Consider the following 22,541-nt stretch of genomic DNA (forward strand, 5'->3'; position numbering starts at 1 on the left):
ACTTTTACGAGACGGGATATGAAGTGATCACGCAGGTTTTAAGTTCTTACGTTGCGTGAACCAAAACAAATAATCTATAAACCGATTTATCACGCGAATGCGTGCATCTCATCAGTGCCGAAAGGCGCTGTATATCATCAAACCAAAGCGGATTTTATACACGGCAATGCCGTGATGATATGCAAGGGACAAGCCCTTGATGATATGCCAAACCTCGCTAACGCTTCGGTTTGGATAAAAAACAGTCTAAAGCGAACCTGCTTTAGACTGTTTTTGGTGGAGATGAGGGGGGTCGAACCCCTTACCTCTTGAATGCCATTCAAGCGCTCTACCAGTTGAGCTACACCCCCAAGGCTTCTTTATTATAGCAAGTTCGTTCGGAGAGTGCAAGCGTTTAACAAATATTTATTTCTCGGAAAGCGGAGACGCCGCCCTGCTATTCCGTTTTATCGGTCGGCGCTTCTTTTTTGATATACTTAACGTACTCGCAGTCGGAAAGCGCGGCGCGTTCGGTCATCGCGTCAAAGCAAAGATCTCTGAGTTCCTCTTTTTTCCTCGCGGTACTCGCGCCCTCGGTCGGAAAGAACGGTCCGTCGACGTAGACGACGTTCTTCGGGCGTTTGCCGAATCTGCGTTTTTTATAGACGGTCGTAAAGGTAAAAACGGGTTTATCGCTTTCGGCGGGATAACGGAACGACACCGAAGGAAACGGACGGATCTTCGTGTAATAGGGCCAGATATGCGCTTCGGGATAGACGACGATCACCTTTCCTTCGCCTTCCAAGCGTTCGACGGCTTTGACGAACGCCTTCATCTTAGCGAGCGAAAGCGGGATCGGGATCGCGCCGAAAGCTTTGACCATAAAGCGGATCCCCGGGATATTCATACAATCGGCGTTCGCGATGATATGGGCTTTTTTCGGGAAGGCGATCCTGCCCGGGCAGTAAGCGTCGCCCGCCTCGCGGGTATGGTTGCCGTATAAAAAGTACCCCGTCTTCCGATACGGTTTGAGCTTTTCCCGCCCGACGATCTTCTCGCGATACACGATTTTTTGAAAGAAGAAGCCGAACGGAAGCCCCACGAGATAATAGAGCAAAAACGCCGCCGCCCGCGCGATCGGATTTTTGAAAAAGAATTCGTAAGACGCGGGGAGATCCTTATGCTCGATCGCGTTTCCCGCAAAATCGTCTTTCGTTTCGGACGAATAGTATAAGACTTTTTCCATCGCTTTATTCCGCAGCGCAGACGGGTTCGCCTTCCGGAACTTCCCGCGGGGCTTTCAAAACCGACTCGATCATCGCTTCCATTTTGTTCATGCAGACGTCGAGCGGCAAAACGCTCCCCGCTTCCTTGTATTTCTCCTTATAGGATTCGAGGACGTTCGGATGCTCGATCAAAAAGTCGATCTTATGCGCGAGCGTCTTATAATCGTATTTTCTGAATTTGACCCAAGGATCGGCGGCAAATGCTTTCGTCGCGCTCTTCTCGGAATCGCAGATCAAGGCGACGAGCCCCGCGGCGATCGCTTCGGTGCAGGCGATCGCTTCGATCTCGACGGTCGCCGTGTGGACGTACAGATCGGACGTCTTCAAAATGCGAATGAGTTCGTCTTGCGGGTGGAAGCCGAATTCGCAATCGACGCCGAGCCTCCGCGCGAGACGCTCGTACTTCTTTCGATTCGGGCCGTCCCCCGCGAGAATGACGCGGATCGAATCCCTGTGATCGGAGCGTCCGACCGCGCGAAGCAAGGTTTGTTGCGCTTTTTCGTCGCTGTATCGACCGCTGCAAACGATCGTAAACTTTTCGTTCTTTTCCCGTTTTTCCTTCAACGGCTCGAAGAATTTCGGGTTCACGCCGTTCGAAATGACGTACGCGGGGACGTCGATCCCCGTGTGATCGTAAAACACTTTTTTGATAAACGCCGTCGGATAATGGATCGCCGAGCAATGGCGAAAGACGTTTTTATAAAACACGCGATAGGTCAGATGATTCGCCAAACGGCTGTTCATCAAAAAGAAATGCGCCGTAAAGTTTTCCGCCTGACAATGGAAACTCGCGGCGATCGGCTTTCCGAGCTCGCGCGCGATCTTGACCGCGGCTGCCCCGAGCGCGAAGGGGATCTCGATGTAGACGAGATCGGCTTTCCCGATGACCTCGCGAAGGAGCGGCTTATTCGGCTTCGCAAGCGTAACGCCGTTCTTTTCGAGAACGCGATTCAGAAATCTCCCGAAGTTCACGCTCTTGACGTAATAATGATCTTTTTCGCCGATCCTGCTTTTATCCGAAGATACGATATAGACTTCGTGTCCGCTTTCTCTTAATCGATTGATAAAGTTAATGGTCGCGATGACCGTTCCGTTATTTGCTTCTCCGAGCACGTCGCAAATGTAAGCGATTTTCATTTTCTGTCTCCTGTTTTATGATTTTAGCCCCGTTCGGGAACTGTTTATACTGTATCACATCCGCTGTAAAGAGCCACTCCCTTTCGAAACACCGCGACTCTCGGATCCGTTCCCGCTCGGTGGAATCGGCGAGAACGGACTCCACCGGAGCGAGAATTCCCCCTTTTCGGCTTGTTTTCGAGGGGAAAACGTGATAAAATATAAGTTATGGATAATCTTCGCGAAATCATAACCGAGAACTTGCTGACCTTGCGCCGCAAGAACAAGATGACCCAGCAAGAACTCGCAAAGCAAATCAATTATTCCGATAAAGCCGTTTCGAGATGGGAAAACGGCGAAGTTCTTCCAGACGTGGAGACGCTCGCCAAGATCGCCGAAGTGTACGGCGTCCCCCTTTCGCGCATTTTGGAAAAGGACGCGGACGAACCCCCCAAGAAGAGACGCGACCCCGCGCTTTTGACGAAAGCTTTGATCGCAGCCATCTCGGTTTGCGTCGTTTGGGCGATCGCCGTCGTCATTTACGTCTATATCCGCGTATTTATGAAGACCTCGGCTTGGCAGGTCTTTATTTGGGCGATCCCCGCTTCCGCGCTTTTGATGCAGTTTTTCAACACGCGCTGGATCCGCGTGCCTTTCCTTTCGATGATCTGTTCTTCCGTCGCGATCTGGGGGCTGATCACCGCCGTTTACTGCACGATCCTTTCCTATAACATCTGGCTGATCTTTTTGATCGGAATCCCTCTGCAAGCCATCGTCGTCCTCGTCTCGATTTTGAAAAAAGAGCGTCACAAACTGAAAACAACGAAATGAACTATTTGTTTTTCGATTTGGAATTCGCCTCCTGCAAAGGCGGCTATCATAAGATTTGCGAATTCGGCTACGCGCTGACGGACGAAGCCTTTACTTTGATTGAGCGCGGCAATTTAATGATCGATCCTTTGATCGGGCGCGGCGAGTGGGACTTCTATGCGCTCCGCAAGATCATCAAACGGAAGATCTCGGACTTTACGTCCGAACCGCCTTTCGCCCGTCGTTACGAGACCATTCTCTCCCTTTTCGATCAATCGACCTACGCCTTCGGGCATTCGACGGTCGGCGACGTACAAGCGCTGAACCAAGAGTGCAAGCGGTTCTCTCTTCCCCCGCTCCGCTTCTCCTTTTTCGATCTCGCCGAGTTTTACAAAAAGCACACGCAAAGCAAGAATCAACGCGCCCTGACGGCGATCCTATCCGATCTCTCCGTTTCGGGTGACGAAAACGCCCACAACGCCGAAGCCGACGCCTACAACACGATGCTCGGAGTAAAAGAGATCCTGAAACGGGAAAGCGAAACGACCTTCCGGGAAGACCCCGTCGAAGCGTTCGAAGTCTTCCTTTCCAAATACGGGATCGCGCCGAGAAAAAGCGAAACGATCTCGCCCGAGCCGCACCGCAAAAGATCGCGCTCCGGATCGAGGAAAAGGCAAAACGAAAATAGAGAAACTGCGTCGAAAAGTAGCGCGGAATAACGCAAACGATCAAAAAAAAGGAAGCTCTCCGACTCGAAAGCTTCCTTTTTTCAATTTGGGAAACGATTGACTTATTTCGCCTTTTTCTTTTCGCGAGCGGGCGTCAGCGCGTACGCAAGCAGGTAGATCGCATAGGCGATCAAAATGATGCCGAACGCCAAGCTCATATACGCGCGGAAGGATCCGACGGTCAGGAACAAGACGCCGAGCGTAATCAAGAACGCACCGATCAAGAATTCGAGAACGAACAAGACCAAATTGCGGTTATTTCTCCAATAGCGAAGCAAAAAGGAATCCATAAAAACGCAAGCGCCGATCACGATAAAGACGATCGGGATCAAACCGAGGATCATCGTGGCGACGTGGCGCGTGATGATAAAAATTCCGAGCGCAATGATCGCGCTGCCGATCGCGACGCTTTTGGAAACGAGCGTTTTCTCCTTCAAAAACTCCGAAATGAGTGTGATCAATCCGAGAAGAAGGACGCTGATACCGAGAATGACGTCCAGCCATTTCGCGCCGAGTCGATCCATAAAGAGAAACAAAATGCCCGCGATCAAAAGAGTGATCGCGTTGATGATCGTTATCGTTTTCGTGGAAATAGTCTTTGCCATAATTACCTCCGAAAGAGAAACTTGACAGCGCCGCCGTCTTCGGGTATTATATAACAAAACACGCGGATTATCAACATTTCCATGCGATTATCTTTGCGAAGAGGAAAAAATGAAAGTACTTTTTGTCATAAATTCGATCTACACGAAAGGAAACGGGCTCGCAACTTCCGCCCGCCGAACGATCAAATACCTGAAAGACATCGGCGTGGACGTCCGCATTCTTTCCTCTAAAAATCCCGATCCGAACGGAGAGCAACCCGATTATCCTTTGAACGATTACACCTTGCCCCTTTTCGGATTCCTCGTCAAAAGACAGGGCTTTGCGTTTGCGGAGATCAATAAAGACGTCATAAACGAAGCGGTCGCTTGGGCGGATCTGATCCACTTGGAAGAGCCTTTCGACCTTGAAATCGCCGTTGCGGACGCCGCGGAAAAAGCGGGCGTACCGATGACCGCGACCTACCATTTGCACCCCGAGAATCTTTTCGCGACGGTGCACCTTCATAACGATCCCTTTTTGAACAGATTGACGATGCGTTTTTGGCGCAAAAAGGTTTTCAACCGTTGCGAGATCGTCCAATGCCCGACGGAGAACGTCCGAAAACGCCTCGCGAAATGGCGTTATCGCGCCGAACTCCGCGTCATATCCAACGGACTCGTGATCGAAGACACGCTTCCCTCTCTGCCCGAATCCGATCTCGTCCTGAGCGACGCGAAATATCGGATCATAACGATCGGGAGATATTCCGTGGAAAAGGATATGATCACCCTATTGAAAGCGATGCGCTATTCGAAAGTCGCTTCCGAAACCGAGCTGATCCTCGCGGGCAGAGGTCCGACCGAACACACCCTTCGAAAGTACGCGGACAAACTCTATAAAAAAGGCGTCTTGAAGTACCCCGTTCAATTCGGGTTCTTCGCCCTGCCCGATCTTCAAAAGCTCTCGCTCGCGTCCGACCTTTATATCCATTGCGCGATCATCGAAGTCGAAGGACTTTCCTGCCTCGAAGCGATCCGCGTAGGGCTCGTCCCGATCATCGCGAAAGGAAGCAAGACCGCGACCTCGCAATTCGCGCTCAGCGAAAAAAGCGTCTACACGGAAAAGAAGCCCAAAGAACTCGCCGCCAAGATCGATTACTGGCTGACCCACGAAAAAGAGCGAAAAGCGGAAGCCGAGCGATATAAAGAAACGGACGTTGCCTACGATATTCAAAAATCCATTTCCGAACTTAAAACCATGTTCGAGGACGCGATCAAGAACTACGCCTCCCGAAAACACAGGAAACACTGAAAAAAAGGTTGCCGAAGCAACCTTTTTTCTTTTTCGTTTTTTGACAGGAATCACAGGAGAAGCGTCTTATCTTCGCCCATACCGAGCATCCCGGTCAGGTCGTACTTGACGCCGTCCTCGTCGCGGACGTAGCCTTCAAGCTCGCCGAAGGTGATATAATAGTCGATATTGACGATACCCGCGTGAACGATCATCGGGTTGATGCCGTAGACCTTGAAGGTCAAATTGACCATATCGTGCTCGTCCTTGACTCTCCATTCCGCGTAATTTCTGAAATCTTTGGTTTCGGAAGTGCGGGTGAACTTGACGGGCGGGAGCAAACTGGATTTTCCTTCGAACCAAAGGATATTCTCGTTATAGTCGTCCTGATTGATGGATTGGTTGCGGGTCAAGTTGAAAGCGATGAATTTCTTTTCGCCGTCGATCTCGCATTTACCCATCGTCGTGACCCAATCGTAATGGGCGCGGCGGGGATAATATCCTCTGTGATCGTCCACGATCGCGACGGTCTCGTCGTCCGAGATCAGCTCTTCGCCGTTAATGACGAGCTTACCTTCCGCCTTGAAGAAATCTTTTTGGCTGTAAAGCGGGCGGGGACGCTTCGCGTCGAACGGGATGCTGACGACGCAGGGATCGGAGAGCCTCGTAAGCGTGAAATCGTATTCGATCGTCGCTTCGGAATAATTCTCTTTGATCGCGGCGACCGCGGTCTTATCCTCTCTGCCTTCGGTGATCAGGCATTTGCCCTTATGAGAGCCCGAAAGCTCGCATTTTCCGTCTTGGAAGTTATTGACGTACTTTACGAAGCTGACGTCCGTCCTTCCTTCCGCAACCGCTCCGTTCAAAAGATTCGGCGCGATGACCGTCTTTTTCGAGGGGAGGTTGGTATCCCAGCAGTAAACTTTCTTCGTGCGCTTATCCCAGAAAACGTTCATCGTCTTTCCGAAAATGCCCATATCGCAAACGACGGCGAGAAGGACGCCGTTTTTGAGATGCACTTCGGTGGCTTCCCAAAGAGTCAGTTTCAATTTATTGAAGCAGTTGGGAAGCGCGGTCGGTCCTTTGAGTTTGACGATGTCCATATCTTCGAACTCTTTGTCAAAGGTTCCGAAGACGCAAGACCCATCGGGGTTGACCATGCTTTTCGGGGTCGGGACCGCTCTGCGCTTTTGAGATATAAATTTACTGTATTCGCCCATAGTTTTCTCCTTTTTTATGGAATATGTAATCATTATATCACTTTTATCGGGCGATTTCAAGGGGGGATTTTCAGAAAAAAAACGCAAACGTTCGCCCTTTTCGAGCGAACGTCCGCGTCGGATTTCGAAAGAATAAAGTCGATCTTCCGCCGTTTACGCCAAAATGCGCTTCGCCTTTTTCGAAAGGATCAAAGCGAGAACGGGGATCGCGACGGAAAGGATCGCGAAGACGGCGGGCAAGATCGCCGTGGAGACGATCGAACAGTCGGGGTTTCCGCCGCAGTAGACCGCGAGGATGCGCGCGTCCTTCATCGACAGCGCGACGGAATAGCAAGCGATAAAGAGCGCGCTTTGCGCCGTCCCGAAGAGAATATCGAGGATATTGAAAGCGCCCTGCTTATTCGTGATCGAAGAAAAGATCGCGACGAGGATCCTTGCGATCGAGACGAACATCACGATAACGGAGAGGATCGAAAGCGTCTTGACGTAGGACTCCGCGTAATAATGGAAAGGAACCGCCATATCGCCGAACGCGGCGTCCGTCCCCGTGTAGTTCCCCGAAAGCCCGGCGGCTACGCAGTTGAACCCGCTGATCTTTACTTCGATGCCGACCTCCGTGTTATGGACCGCCGCCCAGTTGACGAGCATAAAGATCAAAAGCAGCGCCGCGAATAGCAAGGAAGCCAAGCTCAAAAAGCGAAGATTCTTCCAAGAGGATTCGAACTTCTTTTGCTTCTCTTCCTGCAAACGCTTCTCGATATAGTCTTTTTTCATCGTGCCTTTTTTTACGTTTTTGTTTTTTGCCATACTTCAACTCCTTTTATGAATAGAGACATTGACTGCAAGTGCAACCCGAGACGGGGCCGCAGGTGATGACGATCACCGAGACGATCCCGCCGATCAACAGAAGCAAGAGAACGGATAGAAAGGAAAAGAACAGAATATTCTTTTTCTTCTCGCGCGCCGCGATCCTCTTTTCTTCCTCGGTCGGTTCCGCCGAGTCTTCCGCCGTCGATTCAATTTCCTCTTTCAATTCTTCGTCTCTTTCTTCTTCCATAGCCCTCTCCTATTTTTCGACGTAATGCGCGAGTCCCGAGTAATCCTCGATCGGATCGATCGAAGAAGCGTCGAAGCTCAAAAAGACGACCGTTTCGACGGTGCTTTCGTCGACTTCTCCGTCCTTATACGCATAGATCTTGATCTCTGTTTTTTCCGAAGACGGGATCGTCCCTTTGATATGGACCCACGCCTTATCGTTCGAATTGTCGCTTTGGTTTTTCGGCGCGGGGATCTCGCCGTCGAAATTCAGAATGAACCCGATGACCGTGTCCTTTCCGCACTTACAGCCGAAGCCCGACGAGCATTGGCGAACGCCGCAGCGATAGGTCTTTCCGCCGACGTCGGTCAGATCGTAGGTAAAGCAATCGTACTCGACGCTCTTTCCGACGTACTGCTCGGGGTAATACTGCATATTCGTCATGACGAGAAAGAACGTCTTTTCGGTCAGAACGTACTCTTTATTCTCGGAACAACCGCCGAGAGCGCAAGCGAGAAGCGCGAAAAGCGCGAGGAACGCCGCGATCGCTTTTCTCATACTCTCTTCCCTCCTCTGAAAATTCCCACGATCCAAAAGACGACGAAGAGCGCGGCTTGCGCGACGACGATCGTGGGACCGACCGGAGTCCCGAGCATGATCGAGACGAGGAGTCCGACGAGCGCGGTGCCGACGGAGAGGATCGCCGAGCAAATCGTTACCGAAAGGAAACTTTTGAAAACGCGCATTGCCGAGAGCGCGGGGAAAATGATCAAAGCGGAGATCAGCAAAGAGCCGACGAGGTTCATCGCAAGGACGATGACGACCGCGATGACGACCGCGATGATCAGATTGTAAATGTCGGTGCGGATCCCCGTGGCTTTCGCGAAATTTTCGTCGAAAGTGACGGCGAAGATCCTGTTATAAAACAGAGCGAAGACCGTCACGGTGACGACGGAAAGCCCGACCGAGATCCATACTTCCGTTTCCGTCAAAGTCAAAACGGACGTCGATCCGAATAAAGTCCCGCAGACGTCCGCCGAGACGTTGGACGAGGTCGGGAAAAGGTTCATCAGGAGATAACCGAACGCGAGCGCGAAGACCGAGATCAACGCGACGGACGCGTCTCCTTTCATCTTCGCGTTTTGCCCCGTGCGAAGAAGCAGGATCGCGCAAACGATCGTCACCGGCATAACGATAAACATCTCGTTCGTCAGCCCGACGATCGCCGCGACCGACATCGCGCCGAACGCGACGTGAGAAAGACCGTCGCCGATGAAGGAGAAGCGTTTCAGGACGAGGGTCACGCCGAGGAGCGAAGAGCATAAAGCGATCAGCACGCCGACGACGAGGGCGTATTGTACAAAGGGAAATTGAAGGTACTGACCGAGTTTTTCAAAGGCTTCCGTCATTTCTATTCCTCCTTCCCAGTAAAGAGTTTCCCTTCCGCGGTCGCGAGGTACTCCTTCACACTTCCGAAAAAGACGTGCGCGCCGATATGCAAGATCTTATTGGCGTACTTGACCGCGGCGGAAACGTCGTGAGAGATCATAATGATCGTGACGCCCTCTCGATTCAAGGAGCGGATCAGCTCGTACATTTCGAGGGTGACTTTGGGATCGAGCCCCGTTACGGGCTCGTCGAGTAAAATGATTTTGCGGGTCGCGCAAAGAGCGCGCGCAAGAAGCACGCGCTGTTGCTGACCGCCGGACAGCTCGCGGTACGAACGATTTTTCAGCTCGGTAAGACCCATCCTTACGATATTCGTCCAAGCGAGAGCCCTATCCGTCCATGTGTAAAACGGATGGAATTTCTCACCGGACAGCGTCCCCGACAGGACGACTTCCAAAACCGAAGCCGGGAAATCGCGCTGGACGAGGGTCTGCTGCGGGAGATATCCTACGTCCCACCTCTTCAACCCGTCGCCGCGCTCGATCTTGCCGCCGAGCGGCTTAATGAGCCCGAGGATGGTCTTCATCAACGTCGATTTGCCCGATCCGTTTTCGCCGACGATCGCGAGATAATCGCCCTCTTCCACCGAAAAGGACAATCCTTTGACGATCGCGCCGTTCTCATAACCGAGCGTAACGTTTTCGCACCGTAACTGTTCCATAGTTCTCCTTTACGCGGCGAGCGCGGTTTTCAAAACTTCGAGATTGCTTTCCATAACGGAAAGGTAATTTCTGCCGCTCGCATATTCTTTCTTATTGGCGGATTGCAAAGAATCCAAGACCATAATGCTTTGATTTTTCGCGGTGGACGCATTCTTGATTCCCTCCGCAATCTCGTTCTTCGAGTTTTCGATCTTCAAAATGACTTTGAGAGAGAGCTCGTCCGCTTTCGACGCGAGGAAACGAATGGTCTCGAAGCTCGCGTTGGATTCCGCTGAGCAACCGACGAACGCCGCGTAATACTTCAAGCCGTAATCCTCCACGAGATAGCGGAACGGAAAGCGATCTCCGAAAAGAAGGGTGTCGCGCGGGGAAGCTTGGATTGCCGCGGCATAGCTTTGATCCAAAGCGTGCAACGATGCGATATAGTTTTTCGCGTTTGCGGAATAGGTCTCTTTATTCTCCTCGTCCGCTTTCATAATCGCGTTTGCGATCGCCTGCGTAAAGATCTCGGCGTTTTTAAGCGACAGCCAGACGTGCTCGTCAAGCTCGCCCTCTTCCTCTTCGTGGTCGTGGTCGTGATCTTGATCCTCATCTTCGTGATCGTGATCCTCGTCCTCATGGTCGCGATCGTGGTCCTCGTCTTCGTCTTCGTGATCGTGATCATGATCGTGGTCGTGTTGCATGCCCTCTACGATCTCTTCCACGAGCGCTTTGTCTCCGAGGATCGAGATAAGATCCAAGGCGGCCATGTTCTTATTCTTGACGCTGCGAAGCGCGTCCTCGACCCACTCGTCCGACTCGCCGCCGACGTAGACGAAGACGTCTGCCTCCGCGATCGCCGCGAGATCGGCGACCGTCGGCTGATACGAGTGCAGATCCGCGCCGCTGTCTTGCAGCAAGGTCACGGAAAAATCGTCTTTCTTATCGCCGATCACATTCATCGCCCAGTCGTAAACGGGGAAGATCGTGCAGACGACCTTGATCTTTCCGTCGTCCTTTTTCGAGCAAGCGGAAAGAGGCGCCAAGCTCAGCGCCGCAAAAAGTAATATGCATATTAAACAAATAATTTTCTTTTTCATAATAAACCTCCGATTAAAAATTTTTGATAACGAGCCGAAAAAAGCGGCTCAATCGGAGAGTTTGATCTTCAAAGAAACGGGAGTGATCGCGAAGAAAGTTTCCCGCGACTCCGCGACGGTTCTCTTCTCGCTTTTATAAAAGATCGCATACGCGACGAAAAGGATCAGTCCGGCGAGCGCGAACGAAGAAAGAACGAAAAGGATCGCGCAGATCGGGCAGTCTTCGCCTTCGCAATCGTGATGCGCGCTTTCCGCGCTCTCATAGGCGAAGGAAAAGACGAGCAACAAAACGAGAATCAAAAGAACGACGCGAAAACTCTTTTTCATTTTGCCCGCTCCTTACACTCTTTGCAAACGCCGAACAGCAGGCAGTCTCCCTTGTTCAGAAAAAACCCGTCCGCTCTTTTCAACGCTTTTTCGAAACTCGAAGCGGCTTCCGCGGAGACATGATCCGTCCGCCCGCAACGGACGCAGGAGATATGGATCTTTCCCTCGCATTTCCCGCTCGCGACGTAACGATAGGAAACCGCGCGATCGGAGTTTTGAACGCGCACGATTTTTCCTTCCTTTTCGAGAAGCGCCAAATTGCGATAGACCGCGCTTTTGCTGACGGAAAAAGAAAGCGCGGAAGCGATCTCCGCCGCCGTCAGACTCTCGTCGAGCCTTCTCTCGAAATATTCGATCATTCGTTTTCTTTGTTCCGTTGCGTAATTCATAGCTTCAATTTGCGACTCATTCGCAAATTCATTATAAAACCAGAAATCCGAAAAGTCAAAGATTTTTCGAATTTTCTCCCGCGTTTTTATCCGCGCGCGTTTTGATCGCGCGATTCGGGCGAACACTTATTGAAAGGACCGCATTGACGAAACGCCGCGGCGCGCGATATAATAAAAATAGACCTCGCGAAAAAGGAGAAAAAAACGTGAACTATTTGCAAGATATTTTTCTTACGGAAGAAGAAAAACTGCTGTTTTCCCCCGTCAAATCAAAAGTGCCTCTGTTTTGGGCTTGGTTTTTGGGGATCCTGTTTTGCTGGGCGCTCTTCGTCCCCCTGGTCCTCGCGATCCGCTATCATATCCTTTTCAAAAACACGGAGTACGCGATCACCGAAAAACGTCTTTTGAAAAAGGAAGGCTGGCTCAAAGTCACTTGCGCGCAGATCAAGGTCGAAGAGATCGACAGCGTTTCGATGAGCAAGAGCTTTTGGAGCGCGATCAATAAATACGGAAAAGTCTTTATCCAAAGCACGGACGGCGAAAAACTCGTCTTCAAAAACGTAAAAGAACCCGAAAAGGTCTTAAAAGCGATCAACACCGCCGCACCGATCGATCTTTGATCCGACAATCATCCTATGAAAAACGGCTGTCCGGAAAAACCCCGGCAGCCGTTTTTTCGTCCGCGGTTTTATTATCTCTCGCCGCCGACCTTCCCTCCTTTGATGAACTCGTTCAAAAGAGAGGTCTTCGGGATGGTCATATCCGGGATATTCGAGACCTCTTTCAAGACCTCGCGGATATTGTCCGTCCAGTTGTTCGGGCATTCGTCCAAGGAATCGCCGAGGCAACGCTTATAGACCAAAAGCTCGTAATCGTAGACACTGTCCACGGTGTAACTCGCTTTATAGACGAACGGATAGATCGTCGTCCGTTCCGCGCGCAGGACTTCGCTCCATTGACGCAACGTGTCCTCCAAAGAATAGCCGCGCGAATAATAGTCGCGCAGAATGCGGCGAAGCAAGCGGAGCTCGACGGGGGCGATATGTCTGCCGCTCGGAAGCAGAAAATCACGGCGCGGCGTAATATAGATCCCGATCACGGAATCGTCGTCGATTCGGTATTTTCCGAGGATGGCGGGATTCAGCGAATGGATCCCCTCGACGATCGTTACGTCCTGCGGCTCGGGTCGAAGCTCGCGCGTCTCTCCCGCGCGTTTGCCCGAGACGAAATCGAACGCGGGGATGACGACGGGGTGACCTTCGAGGATCTGTTCGAGCGTGTAGGTCAAAAGACCGACGTCCATCGCGGAGATCGAATCGAGGTCCCGAAGCCCCGAAGGCAGATACGGGATCTTGTCGCGATCGATGAAAAAATCGTCCGTCGATATGCGATGGACTTTGATCCCTCGAAATTCCAATCGGCTCGCGAGAAGATTCGAAAAAGTCGTCTTCCCGCTGGCGGAAGGCCCCGCGATCATAATCATTTTCGCAGAGCGTTTCCGATAGATCTTATCCGCGATCTCGATGACTTGCGAATCGAAATTGAACTCGCTGTTATAAATCAAAGACGCAAGATTCGACTTCGCGATCTTTTCCATTTCCGACCAAACGATCATAATTCTCACCTCGTTATTCAGTATACCACGGATCCCGCCGTAACGCAAGACGGGCTTTTTATCCTATTCCGCGGAATTCGGCGGCGTTCCTTTTCGCTTCGTTGACAGAACGGGGATCGACGGTTATAATGATCCCATAGGAGTTATTATGGAACACGAGCAATTATCTTATATCTTTTCCAAGATCGACCACACGCTTTTGTCTACGACCGCCACGCTCGACGATCTCAGGATCCTCTGCGCCGAAGCGGAAGAAGCGGGCGCGGCGAGCGTCTGCGTCCCGCCCTGCTATATCGAAGACGCGAAAAACCTCTTAAAGAAAGTCAAGATCTGCACCGTAATCGGTTTCCCGAACGGCTATAACACGACCGCGTCGAAAGTCTTCGAAGCGAAAGACGCGATTTCGCGCGGCGCGGACGAAGTGGATATGGTCATAAACGTAAACCAAGTCAAAAACAAAAACTTCGCTTTCGTCGAAGAAGAGATCGCCGCCGTCCGAAAGGCGTCCGAAGGGAAGATCCTCAAAGTCATCGTCGAGACCTGCCTTTTGACGGAAGAAGAAAAGATCGCCCTTTGCGGCGCGGTCACGCGGGCGGGCGCGGACTATATCAAGACCAGCACGGGGTTTTCCAAAGCGGGCGCGACGATCGAAGACGTTCGCCTGTTCAAAAAACATATCGGAGAAAACGTTAAAATCAAAGCCGCCGGCGGCATCCGTTCGGCGGAGGACGCCCTCGCCTATCTTTCGGCGGGCGCGGATCGGATCGGCGCAAGCGCCGTCATCAAAAACTGCCTGAAAAAATGAAACTTGTCGTGCAAAGAGTAAAAAGCGCCCGACTTTCGGTCGACGGCGAAGAGATCAGCAAAATCGGAAAAGGGCTCGCGGTGTACGTCGGCGTCGGCGTCGGCGACGAAGCGCGCGAAGCGGAAAAACTCGCGGAGAAAGTCGCGAAGCTCCGCATTTTCGAGGACGAAAACGGGAAAATGAATCTTTCCGTCGCGGACGTCGGAGGCGAGATCCTTTCGATCTCCCAATTCACCCTTTACGCAGACGTTTCTCACGGCAACCGCCCGGGCTTTACCCTTGCGGAGCGCCCCGAGAGAGCGAACGAGATCTACGAGCTTTTCTCCGCGAAACTTTCTTCGCTCGGCATCCCCACGAAAAAAGGCGTGTTCGGCGCGGATATGAAGATCGAGCAATTGAACGACGGCCCCGTCACGATTATTTACGACGGGATCTGATCCAACGCCTCTCTTCTTTCGCAAACGAAAAAGGGTTCGGAATCATCCGAACCCTTTCTTTTTCGATTTTTTATTATTTCAGCATCGAATCGAGCTCCGCTTCGATCGCCGCGCGATCCATATCCTTTCCGATGAAAACGAGTTTGATCATCTTATCGCCGAAGGTCTCGTCCCACTCGGCGGCGACTTCGGGAGCCATCAAGAGGATCTCCTGCTGCTCGGCTTTGGAGAGCGAGGCGACCCACGGCCCCGCGTTCACGAGGCTCTTTTGGCTGCCCGCCTGCTCGAACATATACATATTTTGGCTGTCGCGCGAGATCCAGACGACGCCCTTCGAGCGAATGATCGTCTTCGGATAGGCGTTATTCGCCCAGTCGATGAATTTCTTCGTGTCGAATTTGGCTCTGCGCTTATAGACGAACGTCGAAATATTGTATTCGAGGACTTCGCCTTCGGGCTCTTCCTCTTCTTCAATCTCTTCGAGTCCTTTGATCCAAGCGGCGGAGCGGGAAGCGACGTCGAAATCGAAGGCGTTCGTTCCGAGGATCTTATCGAGAGGAACTTCGCCTTTGACCGCTTCGATCAGCTCGGCTTCGGGTTGGAGCGCGCGGATCACGGCTTCGACCTCTTTCAGCTGCTCCGCCGAGACGAGGTCGGTCTTGTTGATAATGATCTTATTGCAGAATTCGACTTGCTGGATGATGAGGTTTTCGATGTCGTCGTCCTCAATGTCCTCTTTCATAAGGCTCTTGCCGCCCGCGAACTCTTCGGCGAGGCGCGCCGCGTCCACGACGGAGACGACGTTATCGAGTTTGACCGTCATATCGCAGCGTTTGGTGTTCTCAGCGATGTATTCGATGGTCTGGACAATCGGCACGGGCTCGCAGATCCCGCTCGCTTCGATCAGAATATAATCGAATTTGCCCGAGAGGACGAGCTCACCGATCTGCTTGATGAGGTCTTCTTTCAAGGTGCAGCAGATACAGCCGTTTTGAAGCGGGACGAGGCTGCTGTCTTTCTCTTGGACGACGCCGCCCGCGGCGAGTAAGCTCGCGTCGATATTGACTTCGCCGATGTCGTTTACGATGACGGCGACGTGATAGCCTTTTTGGTTATTCAAAACGTGATTCAAAAGCGTGGTCTTTCCCGCGCCGAGGTAACCGGTCAATAAAGTAATAGGAACGATTTTTTGTTGCATTTTTTCGTATCTCCTTTTCTTTTTTTCGCTATCATTATAGCGCAAATCTTCCGCAAAGTAAAACGAAGTGACGCAGGAAATCCGCTACTCGTCCGCCCTTAGGCTTTCGCCGCTCTCGCCGACGGCTTCCCTCTTCTTTCGGACGGCTTGATAGACGAAGACGATCATAACGGCGTCGATCGCGAAATTGATGATCCAACTGATCGGATAGGAAAGCCATAAAAGAAACATCGTCCGATGAATCCGAAACGCCGTAAAGACCCACACGATGCGGTAGACGCAGATCGAAAGAAAGGACGCGACGGTCGGCAGAACGGAATAATTCATTCCGCGCATACAGCCGACGAGGACTTCGACGACGCCGCAGACGAAGTAAAACGGCAGAATCACCATCATCCTGCGCCCCGCGATCGCGATGACTTCCTCTTCGGACGTGTAAAGAGAAGCGAGGTTATGGCGAAGAAGCATAAACAGCGCGCCGACCAAAATGCCGAGGATCGCTTCGATCATAATGCAATTCCACATGACCTTTTTGATGCGTTGATACTTACCCGCGCCGAAGTTCTGCCCCGAGAAAGTCGAAGCCGTTCCCGAGACGGCGTTCATCGAAGTGTAGATAAACGCTTCGATCGAGACGCCCGTCGCATTCCCCGCGATCTCGGCGGCGGAAAAACCGTTCATCGCGGATTGGATGATGACGTTCGCGATCGAGAAAAAAGAAGACAAAACGCCGGACGGAAGACCGACCCGAAGGATGAGCCCAAGCTCCTCTTTATGGATCCGAAGTTTTTTGAGGACGAGGCGAAGCTCGCCCGTCTCCTTCATCAAGGTCAGGACGACGAGCACGGCGGAGACGTACTGCGAGATCACCGTCGCGAGCGCGACGCCCGAGACGTCCATCTTCGCGAAGATCACGAAGATCATATTCAAGCCGACGTTGATAAATCCCGCGATCGTCAGATAGAGGAGCGGGCGGCGCGTGTCCCCTTTTGCGCGAAGAAGCGCCGCGCCGAAGTTATAGACGATATTCGCGGGAGAACCGAAGAAATAGATGAAAAGATAGGTGTGCGCCTTGTCGATGACGTCGGGATTCGCCTGCATCCAAATAAGAAACTGCCGCGCGCCGAAGACGCCGACCAGCATGATCCCGACGCCGATAAAAAGGGAAAGCAACATCGAAGTATGAACGGTGCGTTCGGCTTTTTCCTTGTTACCCTCCCCGATCGCCTGCGCCATAACGACGTTTACGCCGAGCGAGACGCCGATCGCGACGTTTACGAACAGATTGATCAGGGAGTTATTCGAACTGACCGCGGCGAGCGAGACGACTTTGGTCGCCGAAAAATTCCCGATGACGATGAGGTCGACCGCGTTGAAAAGGAGCTGCAAAACGCCCGAAAGCGCGAGCGGAACGGAAAAAGCGAGGAGCTTCGGAAGAAGCCGCCCGACCGTCATATCCATTCCCTTTTTCGAAAACGCGAGTTTCATAACGGAAACATTGTAATTCCTTTCGAACCCCCTGTCAAATACGGAGCGGAAAATCTTGATTTTTTCCTCTCGCAATGCTACTATGGAAAGGAAGTGAGGAAAGTAAAATGTACGTCGTGAAACTCAAAAAAGGAAAAGAAAAAAAGGCGGAAAACCATCCTTGGATCTATGCGAACGAGGTGCAAAGCGTCTCGGGGAAAGGCGACCAAGGCTCGGTCTGCGAAGTCGTCTCGGACGGCGGAAAAAGCATCGGATTCGGGTTCATCTGCCATGCGTCCAAGATCCTCGTTCGCTTTTTATCGAAAGAATTCGTCGAGCCGAACGAAGACTTTTTCCGCGTGCGCATAGAAAAAGCGAAAGCGGAGCGCGAAGCCCTCGGGTTTTCGGATAACTACCGCGCGGTCTTTTCGGAGAACGACGGCTTACCGGGGCTTATCGTGGATAAGTACGCGGATCACCTTTCCGTCCAATTCCTCTCCCTCGGAATGGAAAAGAACAAAGAAACGATCGTCAAAGTCCTGCGAGAGGTTTTCTCCCCCGCCTGCATATACGAGCGAAGCGATTCCCCCGTCCGCGAAAAGGAAGGACTCTGCCAAACGAAAGGCGTCCTCTACGGCGCGCTCGATCCCGAGCTGACGATCACCGAGAACGGACTGAAACTCAAAATCGATCTCGAAAACGGGCAAAAGACCGGTTACTTTTTGGATCAAAAACAAAACCGCGCGGCGATCCGCGCCTACGCAAAAGGAAGGCGCGTCCTCGATCTCTTCACCAATCAAGGCGGCTTCGCCCTGAACGCGGCGAGCGCAGGCGCGAAGGAAGTCCTCGCCGCGGACGTCAGCGAGACGGCGCTCGAAAAAGTCGAAGAGAACGCCGCTTTGAACGGCTTTACAAACGTAAAACCCATCAAAGCGGACGTCTTCGAACTTTTGCGCGAATATAAAAAACAAGGCGAAAAATTCGACCTCATCATCTTGGACCCACCCGCCTTTACCAAGACGACGGACACCGTCCAAGCGGGCTACAAAGGCTATCTCGACGTCAATTCCCTCGCCTTAAAACTCTTGTCGGACGGAGGCGTCCTCTTTACTTGCAGTTGCAGTCAGCACCTGACCCTTCCCCTCTTCCTTAAAATGGCGGAAGAAGCGGCGACCCGTGCGGGCGTCAAAGTCAAACTCGCGGAGATTCGGACGCAGTCGCCCGATCACGCGTCCGTCCTCGGTCTGGACGAAGCCTTGTATCTCAAAGCCGCCGCGCTGATCAAGTGCCGCTGATTCGGCGCGCAACGCATCTCGAATCCATAAAACAGCCCGCTCGGAATTATACCGAGCGGGCTGTTTTATCTTACTCAAAAGAACGCGGCGTATCGCCCGATCCATTTCGCATATTCAATATAAATGCACTTAGCCTTAATTCACTCAATCTACTTTAATCCGAAACTCTTTCGCTTCCGTTTTTTTCATTTTGATAACGAAAATCATTTGTTGCGGACTCGTTGTGTCGTAAACAAATTTTTTTCTCTGATATCGCAACTCGACGTAAACCACGTTGTTTTCCTTTTTTGTTTTTCGGACTTTGCATTGCCGAGGACTGATCGACATAAAAACATATATGATAAGCATCTCGTTTTTGTAATCAATCTTTTCCGAAAAACGCGAGAAGACACCTTTCGCGTCTTTCTCGCTGTTTATAACGCGAACAATCTCTTTGGGGCGCTCAATCCCTTCCTTATCGTAATACCGAATGACTCCGTTCTCATCATATTGTCCGTAACCGACCTTGTTATTTTCCGCAAATGATTCTTCGACTTCGTAACCGCCGTCCAAAAGGACCGCGAAATACCTGTTTTCATACGCGGATACGCCCATCAGACTTAAAAGCGCACAAATCACAATAAGCAATAAAATACAAATAATCTTTTTTCCCATACGCCCTCCTTTCGTTCGATTTTATGCCTGCGCGTTTCGCGGTTACTCTATATTATCAAAATCTTTACAGAAATGTCAATATGGTTTTTACAGAGAAAAAGCCCGCTCGGCAGTTTTGCAAAGCGGGCTTCTTAACGTTTAAGGGTCGAAATTCTCAGTTCAACGTGAATTCCATAATGACCGGGCAATGGTCGGAATAGGTGAACTGCGTGTAATAGTTTTGAACGGAATTACAAGTAACGTTCGCCGAGACGAGGAAGCCGTCCACGATGATCGTGAAGTTGCCCTCTTCATAGGGAACGTCGCAGTTGCGGCAGGTCGGTTTCAACTGCTCGCCCGCATAGTCGGTGCAACGGCTCAACCCCGCGTAACGGCTCAGGATATCCGCGGGGAACGGTTGCGCCCACCCGAAGGAAGCCGCCTCGCCGCCGTTCAGATCCTGCGTCGAAGTTCCCGTAAAATCGTGGTTGAAGTCGCCGCCGCAGACGCAGTAATTGCCATTGTCATACTCGCCTTTCATATCTTCGAAAAGCATCGTCATTTGCCCAGTGCGGATCTCGTCGCTGCCGCCGTACGCCGAAAGGTGGACGTTATAGAGGACGAGCTCTTTGCCTCCCGCGACGCGAACGCGGCTCTTGGAATAGCAGCGGTCGAGATCGACGAACTTGGAGATCCCTTTCGAGATCGGAAGCGAACGGCGAACGCCCGCGGTGATCGTGTAACGCGAAAGGGTCATAATCTCGCTGTTCGCGATGCCGTGCGGCTTAATGATCGGATACATCAAGAACGAAGAATGGAAGTTGACCGCTTCGGTAAAGCTATAATTTTTGAAGTACTCTTCGATAATCTTGCTTTGATCCACGTGGTAGCTCCTCGTCGAATCGAAGTCCACTTCTTGGAAAAGGATGAAGTCCGGATTGAATCCGTTCGCCGTGTCGCATCCGGCTTTGATATTGTTCTTCGCGGCGTCCTTGGAGCGCGCCCAAGACTCTTTGCCGCCGTCCATAAAGAAAGTGTAATCCTGCTCGTACGCGCCGAAACCGAGATTCTGCGTAACGACGGTGTAGCTCGTCCCCGTTTGGACTTCCGCGTTCGCCGCCGTTCCCGAGGGAGTCAGCGCGAGATTATCCGCGATGCGGGAATAGTCGATCAAAAGATAGGCGAAATAGCCGACCGCAATGATAACGACGACTAAGACGAGGACCAAGATGAACTTAATGATCCTGCCGAGAACGGTTTTTCTTTTTTTTCTTTTTTCTTTTGCCATAGTTTCCTCCTATCGGATCTTGATTTTGTCGAGCGTTTCGCCGACCTTCGCGTTTATATAAAGCGCGCCGGAAACGCGCCTCTCGCCTTCGCCGAGATTGATGACCGCAACCTTATCGCCCCTGAAAAAGTCGATAAACGAACTCGCGGGATAGACGGAGAGCGAAGTCCCCGCGATCAAAAGAACGTCCGCATTCGCTATCGCGCGGATCGCTCCGCGAACGGTCGCGTCGTCCAATCCTTCTCCGTATAAAACGACGTCGGGTTTGACGACCCCGCCGCATTCGCATTTCGGGACGCCTTTCGAAGCTTTGATGAAATCCACGCCGTAAAATTTTCCGCAACGCGTGCAATAATTGCGAAGCACGGACCCGTGCAGTTCGTAGACCTTCTTATTCCCCGCGGCGTAGTGAAGCCCGTCGATATTCTGCGTGACGACCGCTTCGAGCTTCCCCGCTTCTTCGAGGCGCGCGAGAAAGGTATGCGCCGCGTTCGGCTTCGCTTCGTACGAGATCATTTTATCGCGGTAAAACTCGAAAAAATCTTCCGTACGCTCTTCGAAACAATCGTGCGAAAGCATATATTCGGGCGGAAACTTGTATTTTTGATTATAAAGCCCGTCCTTGGAGCGGAAATCGGGGATCCCGCTTTCGGTGCTGACGCCCGCGCCGCCGAAAAAGACGATGCGTTTGCCACCGTCGATCATTTCCTGCAATTTTTCGATCGCGTTTTCGTTCATATATTTACTATATCATTAAACGAATCGTTTTTCAAGAGGGGATTTTTCGTCGCGCGCCGATCGGCGGGCGCAAGCCGCGACGGAACTCGGAAAAGCGCGATCGACAGACGAAAAAACGGCGAATTATTTCGCCGTTTCTTTCGTTATCTTTATTATCTGCGGATCGCCCGATCAAAACTTCACTTTCGCATAGATCGGGAAGTGATCGCTCGGATAGACGCCGTCGTAGATCTTATCCACCTTTCCGACGGAAAGAACCGTCGCGCTGTCGGACAGATAAATATAATCGAGCCACTCGCCTTCTTTCAAACCGTAACCTTGATAGGTGATCCCGTAATTCGACATTCCGGGGAACGTCGTGCTGTCCTTCAAAAAGGCTTCCAACGCGGCGAGGGAATCGCTTCCGTCTTCCGTGGTCTTATCCGAATTCAGATCGCCGAGGACGACGACTTTATCCGCGTCGGACGCTTGGGCGTGCGCAGCGAGGACCTTGATCTCTTCTTTGCGCGCGTCGAGCGGCGTCCAATCGGGGTGCGCGTTATAGACGGCGATCACAAGCCCCGTTGCGTTCTCTTTGAGTTTCGCGAAAGTGGCGATGCGATATTGAATCGACCCCTCTCTCTTGCTCATCACGTTCGGCGTGTCGGTCAGCCAAAAGATCCCGCCGTCGACGAGGGTAAAGCGAGACGCGTTATAGAAGATCGGGCAAGCCTCGCTCTTCGCGCCTTTTTTATCGCGATATCCGATGACGCTTTCATACCCTTCCAAACGATCTTTCAAAAACTCGTATTGCTCGGGTTGCGCTTCCTGAACGCCGAGGATATCCGGGGAAACCTCGGCGATATTCTTCAAATAGAATTCGGCGCGCTTCCACCAGCGGTGATTGCCGAGATCTTCTTTTTTGAACACGATGAAAGGTTCTTTCCTGCGAATATTCGCGCTCATAAAGACGATCGAGCCGTCCGACGGACGTTCGGGCGCTTTGACGGTCTCCGCGATCGACTTATAGGAATAATACCCCGTCGCGCCGAGCGCCGCCATGCAGCCTACGATACAAACGATCAAAACGCATAAAACGATGATAATAGCGGTTTTCACGATAAAATCCT

The 22,541-nt window shown here is 51.8% G+C and carries 26 protein-coding genes and 1 tRNA gene; 7 read left to right on the forward strand and 20 right to left on the reverse strand.

From position 1 onward, the window contains the following. Positions 1 to 274: 274 nt before the first annotated feature. The 3 genes from K5753_03025 to K5753_03035 form a co-directional block, all read right to left on the reverse strand. A tRNA-Ala gene (locus K5753_03025) sits at positions 275 to 350 on the reverse strand. 86 nt (positions 351 to 436) lie between these two features. Then, on the reverse strand, positions 437 to 1,225 hold the full coding sequence (locus tag K5753_03030) for a 1-acyl-sn-glycerol-3-phosphate acyltransferase (GenBank protein MCR4726172.1): 789 nt from the start codon (positions 1,223 to 1,225) through the stop codon (positions 437 to 439). 4 nt (positions 1,226 to 1,229) lie between these two features. Then, entirely contained in the window at positions 1,230 to 2,402 is a 1,173-nt protein-coding gene (locus K5753_03035) for a glycosyltransferase (GenBank protein ID MCR4726173.1), read from the reverse strand. A gap of 207 nt (positions 2,403 to 2,609) precedes the next feature. Here K5753_03035 and K5753_03040 point away from each other — a divergent pair, with 207 nt between their 5' ends. Beyond that, positions 2,610 to 3,212: a helix-turn-helix domain-containing protein gene (locus K5753_03040; GenBank protein MCR4726174.1), complete on the forward strand. Its 603-nt coding sequence runs from the start codon at positions 2,610 to 2,612 to the stop codon at positions 3,210 to 3,212. After that, positions 3,209 to 3,910 carry a hypothetical protein gene (locus K5753_03045; GenBank protein MCR4726175.1) on the forward strand — a complete coding sequence of 234 codons (702 nt, stop codon included), beginning with the start codon at positions 3,209 to 3,211 and terminating at the stop codon, positions 3,908 to 3,910. The genes K5753_03040 and K5753_03045 overlap by 4 nt, the downstream gene beginning before the upstream one ends. 71 nt (positions 3,911 to 3,981) lie before the next feature. Here the strand turns inward: K5753_03045 and K5753_03050 are convergent, their stop codons facing one another. Then, a complete protein-coding gene (locus tag K5753_03050) occupies positions 3,982 to 4,524 on the reverse strand; it encodes a DUF308 domain-containing protein (GenBank protein MCR4726176.1) in 543 nt (180 codons plus the stop codon). 109 nt (positions 4,525 to 4,633) lie between these two features. On the opposite strand from K5753_03050, the gene K5753_03055 reads away from it, so the two are divergent. Next, positions 4,634 to 5,815 carry a glycosyltransferase gene (locus K5753_03055; protein ID MCR4726177.1) on the forward strand — a complete coding sequence of 394 codons (1,182 nt, stop codon included), beginning with the start codon at positions 4,634 to 4,636 and terminating at the stop codon, positions 5,813 to 5,815. A gap of 50 nt (positions 5,816 to 5,865) precedes the next feature. Here the strand turns inward: K5753_03055 and K5753_03060 are convergent, their stop codons facing one another. From K5753_03060 to K5753_03100, 9 genes are all read right to left on the reverse strand, one after another. Beyond that, positions 5,866 to 7,014 (reverse strand): DUF2804 domain-containing protein, encoded by a 1,149-nt coding sequence (locus K5753_03060; GenBank protein MCR4726178.1) that lies wholly within the window; start codon positions 7,012 to 7,014, stop codon positions 5,866 to 5,868. 153 nt (positions 7,015 to 7,167) lie between these two features. Next, positions 7,168 to 7,821, reverse strand: coding sequence for a hypothetical protein (locus tag K5753_03065; GenBank protein ID MCR4726179.1), 654 nt, complete (start codon positions 7,819 to 7,821; stop codon positions 7,168 to 7,170). A 13-nt stretch (positions 7,822 to 7,834) separates the two neighbouring features. Beyond that, positions 7,835 to 8,071 carry a hypothetical protein gene (locus K5753_03070; protein MCR4726180.1) on the reverse strand — a complete coding sequence of 79 codons (237 nt, stop codon included), beginning with the start codon at positions 8,069 to 8,071 and terminating at the stop codon, positions 7,835 to 7,837. Positions 8,072 to 8,080: 9 nt separating this feature from the next. Further along, positions 8,081 to 8,608: a hypothetical protein gene (locus K5753_03075; GenBank protein ID MCR4726181.1), complete on the reverse strand. Its 528-nt coding sequence runs from the start codon at positions 8,606 to 8,608 to the stop codon at positions 8,081 to 8,083. Next, positions 8,605 to 9,459: a metal ABC transporter permease gene (locus K5753_03080; protein MCR4726182.1), complete on the reverse strand. Its 855-nt coding sequence runs from the start codon at positions 9,457 to 9,459 to the stop codon at positions 8,605 to 8,607. Before K5753_03080 ends, K5753_03075 begins: the two co-directional genes overlap by 4 nt. Before the next feature lie 2 nt (positions 9,460 to 9,461). Next, the gene (locus K5753_03085; protein ID MCR4726183.1) at positions 9,462 to 10,160 is read right to left on the reverse strand and encodes an ABC transporter ATP-binding protein; all 699 of its coding nucleotides are present in this window, start codon (positions 10,158 to 10,160) and stop codon (positions 9,462 to 9,464) included. Between the two features lie 9 nt (positions 10,161 to 10,169). Beyond that, a complete protein-coding gene (locus K5753_03090) occupies positions 10,170 to 11,240 on the reverse strand; it encodes a metal ABC transporter substrate-binding protein (protein ID MCR4726184.1) in 1,071 nt (356 codons plus the stop codon). Between the two features lie 48 nt (positions 11,241 to 11,288). After that, positions 11,289 to 11,567, reverse strand: a complete 279-nt coding sequence (locus tag K5753_03095; GenBank protein ID MCR4726185.1) for a hypothetical protein — start codon at positions 11,565 to 11,567, stop codon at positions 11,289 to 11,291. Then, positions 11,564 to 11,956, reverse strand: coding sequence for a transcriptional repressor (locus K5753_03100; GenBank protein ID MCR4726186.1), 393 nt, complete (start codon positions 11,954 to 11,956; stop codon positions 11,564 to 11,566). The genes K5753_03095 and K5753_03100 overlap by 4 nt, the downstream gene beginning before the upstream one ends. A gap of 206 nt (positions 11,957 to 12,162) precedes the next feature. On the opposite strand from K5753_03100, the gene K5753_03105 reads away from it, so the two are divergent. Next, on the forward strand, positions 12,163 to 12,576 hold the full coding sequence (locus tag K5753_03105; GenBank protein MCR4726187.1) for a PH domain-containing protein: 414 nt from the start codon (positions 12,163 to 12,165) through the stop codon (positions 12,574 to 12,576). A 71-nt stretch (positions 12,577 to 12,647) separates the two neighbouring features. Here K5753_03105 and K5753_03110 read toward each other — a convergent pair whose 3' ends face one another. Continuing rightward, entirely contained in the window at positions 12,648 to 13,571 is a 924-nt protein-coding gene (locus K5753_03110; protein ID MCR4726188.1) for a hypothetical protein, read from the reverse strand. A 148-nt stretch (positions 13,572 to 13,719) separates the two neighbouring features. Here K5753_03110 and deoC point away from each other — a divergent pair, with 148 nt between their 5' ends. Both deoC and dtd read left to right on the forward strand, forming a co-directional pair. After that, positions 13,720 to 14,376, forward strand: a complete 657-nt coding sequence (deoC, locus tag K5753_03115) for a deoxyribose-phosphate aldolase (GenBank protein MCR4726189.1) — start codon at positions 13,720 to 13,722, stop codon at positions 14,374 to 14,376. Then, entirely contained in the window at positions 14,373 to 14,813 is a 441-nt protein-coding gene (gene dtd / locus K5753_03120; protein ID MCR4726190.1) for a D-tyrosyl-tRNA(Tyr) deacylase, read from the forward strand. The genes deoC and dtd overlap by 4 nt, the downstream gene beginning before the upstream one ends. A gap of 73 nt (positions 14,814 to 14,886) precedes the next feature. Here the strand turns inward: dtd and K5753_03125 are convergent, their stop codons facing one another. Both K5753_03125 and K5753_03130 read right to left on the reverse strand, forming a co-directional pair. Next, positions 14,887 to 16,011 (reverse strand): GTP-binding protein, encoded by a 1,125-nt coding sequence (locus tag K5753_03125; GenBank protein ID MCR4726191.1) that lies wholly within the window; start codon positions 16,009 to 16,011, stop codon positions 14,887 to 14,889. A gap of 84 nt (positions 16,012 to 16,095) precedes the next feature. Next, a complete protein-coding gene (locus K5753_03130) occupies positions 16,096 to 17,499 on the reverse strand; it encodes an MATE family efflux transporter (protein ID MCR4726192.1) in 1,404 nt (467 codons plus the stop codon). 107 nt (positions 17,500 to 17,606) lie between these two features. Between K5753_03130 and K5753_03135 the strand changes: the two genes are divergently transcribed. Beyond that, positions 17,607 to 18,773, forward strand: a complete 1,167-nt coding sequence (locus K5753_03135) for a class I SAM-dependent rRNA methyltransferase (protein ID MCR4726193.1) — start codon at positions 17,607 to 17,609, stop codon at positions 18,771 to 18,773. 144 nt (positions 18,774 to 18,917) lie between these two features. Here K5753_03135 and K5753_03140 read toward each other — a convergent pair whose 3' ends face one another. The 4 genes from K5753_03140 to K5753_03155 form a co-directional block, all read right to left on the reverse strand. Then, complete coding sequence (locus K5753_03140; GenBank protein MCR4726194.1) at positions 18,918 to 19,427, reverse strand: hypothetical protein; 510 nt, start codon at positions 19,425 to 19,427, stop codon at positions 18,918 to 18,920. A 154-nt stretch (positions 19,428 to 19,581) separates the two neighbouring features. Then, on the reverse strand, positions 19,582 to 20,694 hold the full coding sequence (locus K5753_03145) for an endonuclease/exonuclease/phosphatase family protein (GenBank protein MCR4726195.1): 1,113 nt from the start codon (positions 20,692 to 20,694) through the stop codon (positions 19,582 to 19,584). A gap of 9 nt (positions 20,695 to 20,703) precedes the next feature. After that, entirely contained in the window at positions 20,704 to 21,432 is a 729-nt protein-coding gene (locus tag K5753_03150) for an NAD-dependent protein deacylase (protein MCR4726196.1), read from the reverse strand. Between the two features lie 171 nt (positions 21,433 to 21,603). Then, on the reverse strand, positions 21,604 to 22,530 hold the full coding sequence (locus tag K5753_03155; GenBank protein ID MCR4726197.1) for an endonuclease/exonuclease/phosphatase family protein: 927 nt from the start codon (positions 22,528 to 22,530) through the stop codon (positions 21,604 to 21,606). Positions 22,531 to 22,541 lie beyond the last annotated feature (11 nt).

The organism is Clostridia bacterium (genome assembly GCA_024685775.1).
Taxonomy (GTDB): domain Bacteria; phylum Bacillota; class Clostridia; order Christensenellales; family CAG-1252; genus CAG-1252.

What these genes read in the sequence shown, in the direction of transcription:
- K5753_03110 (MCR4726188.1), bottom strand. Translation starts at nt 13,571, where the DNA reads ATGATCGTTTGGTCGGAAATGGAAAAGATCGCGAAGTCGAATCTTGCG.
- K5753_03090 (MCR4726184.1), bottom strand. Translation starts at nt 11,240, where the DNA reads ATGAAAAAGAAAATTATTTGTTTAATATGCATATTACTTTTTGCGGCG.
- K5753_03030 (MCR4726172.1), bottom strand. Translation starts at nt 1,225, where the DNA reads ATGGAAAAAGTCTTATACTATTCGTCCGAAACGAAAGACGATTTTGCG.
- K5753_03075 (MCR4726181.1), bottom strand. Translation starts at nt 8,608, where the DNA reads ATGAGAAAAGCGATCGCGGCGTTCCTCGCGCTTTTCGCGCTTCTCGCT.
- K5753_03085 (MCR4726183.1), bottom strand. Translation starts at nt 10,160, where the DNA reads ATGGAACAGTTACGGTGCGAAAACGTTACGCTCGGTTATGAGAACGGC.
- K5753_03050 (MCR4726176.1), bottom strand. Translation starts at nt 4,524, where the DNA reads ATGGCAAAGACTATTTCCACGAAAACGATAACGATCATCAACGCGATC.
- K5753_03150 (MCR4726196.1), bottom strand. Translation starts at nt 21,432, where the DNA reads ATGAACGAAAACGCGATCGAAAAATTGCAGGAAATGATCGACGGTGGC.
- K5753_03035 (MCR4726173.1), bottom strand. Translation starts at nt 2,402, where the DNA reads ATGAAAATCGCTTACATTTGCGACGTGCTCGGAGAAGCAAATAACGGA.
- K5753_03080 (MCR4726182.1), bottom strand. Translation starts at nt 9,459, where the DNA reads ATGACGGAAGCCTTTGAAAAACTCGGTCAGTACCTTCAATTTCCCTTT.
- K5753_03065 (MCR4726179.1), bottom strand. Translation starts at nt 7,821, where the DNA reads ATGGCAAAAAACAAAAACGTAAAAAAAGGCACGATGAAAAAAGACTAT.
- K5753_03135 (MCR4726193.1), top strand. Translation starts at nt 17,607, where the DNA reads ATGTACGTCGTGAAACTCAAAAAAGGAAAAGAAAAAAAGGCGGAAAAC.
- K5753_03060 (MCR4726178.1), bottom strand. Translation starts at nt 7,014, where the DNA reads ATGGGCGAATACAGTAAATTTATATCTCAAAAGCGCAGAGCGGTCCCG.
- K5753_03055 (MCR4726177.1), top strand. Translation starts at nt 4,634, where the DNA reads ATGAAAGTACTTTTTGTCATAAATTCGATCTACACGAAAGGAAACGGG.
- dtd (MCR4726190.1), top strand. Translation starts at nt 14,373, where the DNA reads ATGAAACTTGTCGTGCAAAGAGTAAAAAGCGCCCGACTTTCGGTCGAC.
- K5753_03100 (MCR4726186.1), bottom strand. Translation starts at nt 11,956, where the DNA reads ATGAATTACGCAACGGAACAAAGAAAACGAATGATCGAATATTTCGAG.
- deoC (MCR4726189.1), top strand. Translation starts at nt 13,720, where the DNA reads ATGGAACACGAGCAATTATCTTATATCTTTTCCAAGATCGACCACACG.
- K5753_03145 (MCR4726195.1), bottom strand. Translation starts at nt 20,694, where the DNA reads ATGGCAAAAGAAAAAAGAAAAAAAAGAAAAACCGTTCTCGGCAGGATC.
- K5753_03125 (MCR4726191.1), bottom strand. Translation starts at nt 16,011, where the DNA reads ATGCAACAAAAAATCGTTCCTATTACTTTATTGACCGGTTACCTCGGC.
- K5753_03045 (MCR4726175.1), top strand. Translation starts at nt 3,209, where the DNA reads ATGAACTATTTGTTTTTCGATTTGGAATTCGCCTCCTGCAAAGGCGGC.
- K5753_03040 (MCR4726174.1), top strand. Translation starts at nt 2,610, where the DNA reads ATGGATAATCTTCGCGAAATCATAACCGAGAACTTGCTGACCTTGCGC.
- K5753_03095 (MCR4726185.1), bottom strand. Translation starts at nt 11,567, where the DNA reads ATGAAAAAGAGTTTTCGCGTCGTTCTTTTGATTCTCGTTTTGTTGCTC.
- K5753_03140 (MCR4726194.1), bottom strand. Translation starts at nt 19,427, where the DNA reads ATGGGAAAAAAGATTATTTGTATTTTATTGCTTATTGTGATTTGTGCG.
- K5753_03130 (MCR4726192.1), bottom strand. Translation starts at nt 17,499, where the DNA reads ATGAAACTCGCGTTTTCGAAAAAGGGAATGGATATGACGGTCGGGCGG.
- K5753_03070 (MCR4726180.1), bottom strand. Translation starts at nt 8,071, where the DNA reads ATGGAAGAAGAAAGAGACGAAGAATTGAAAGAGGAAATTGAATCGACG.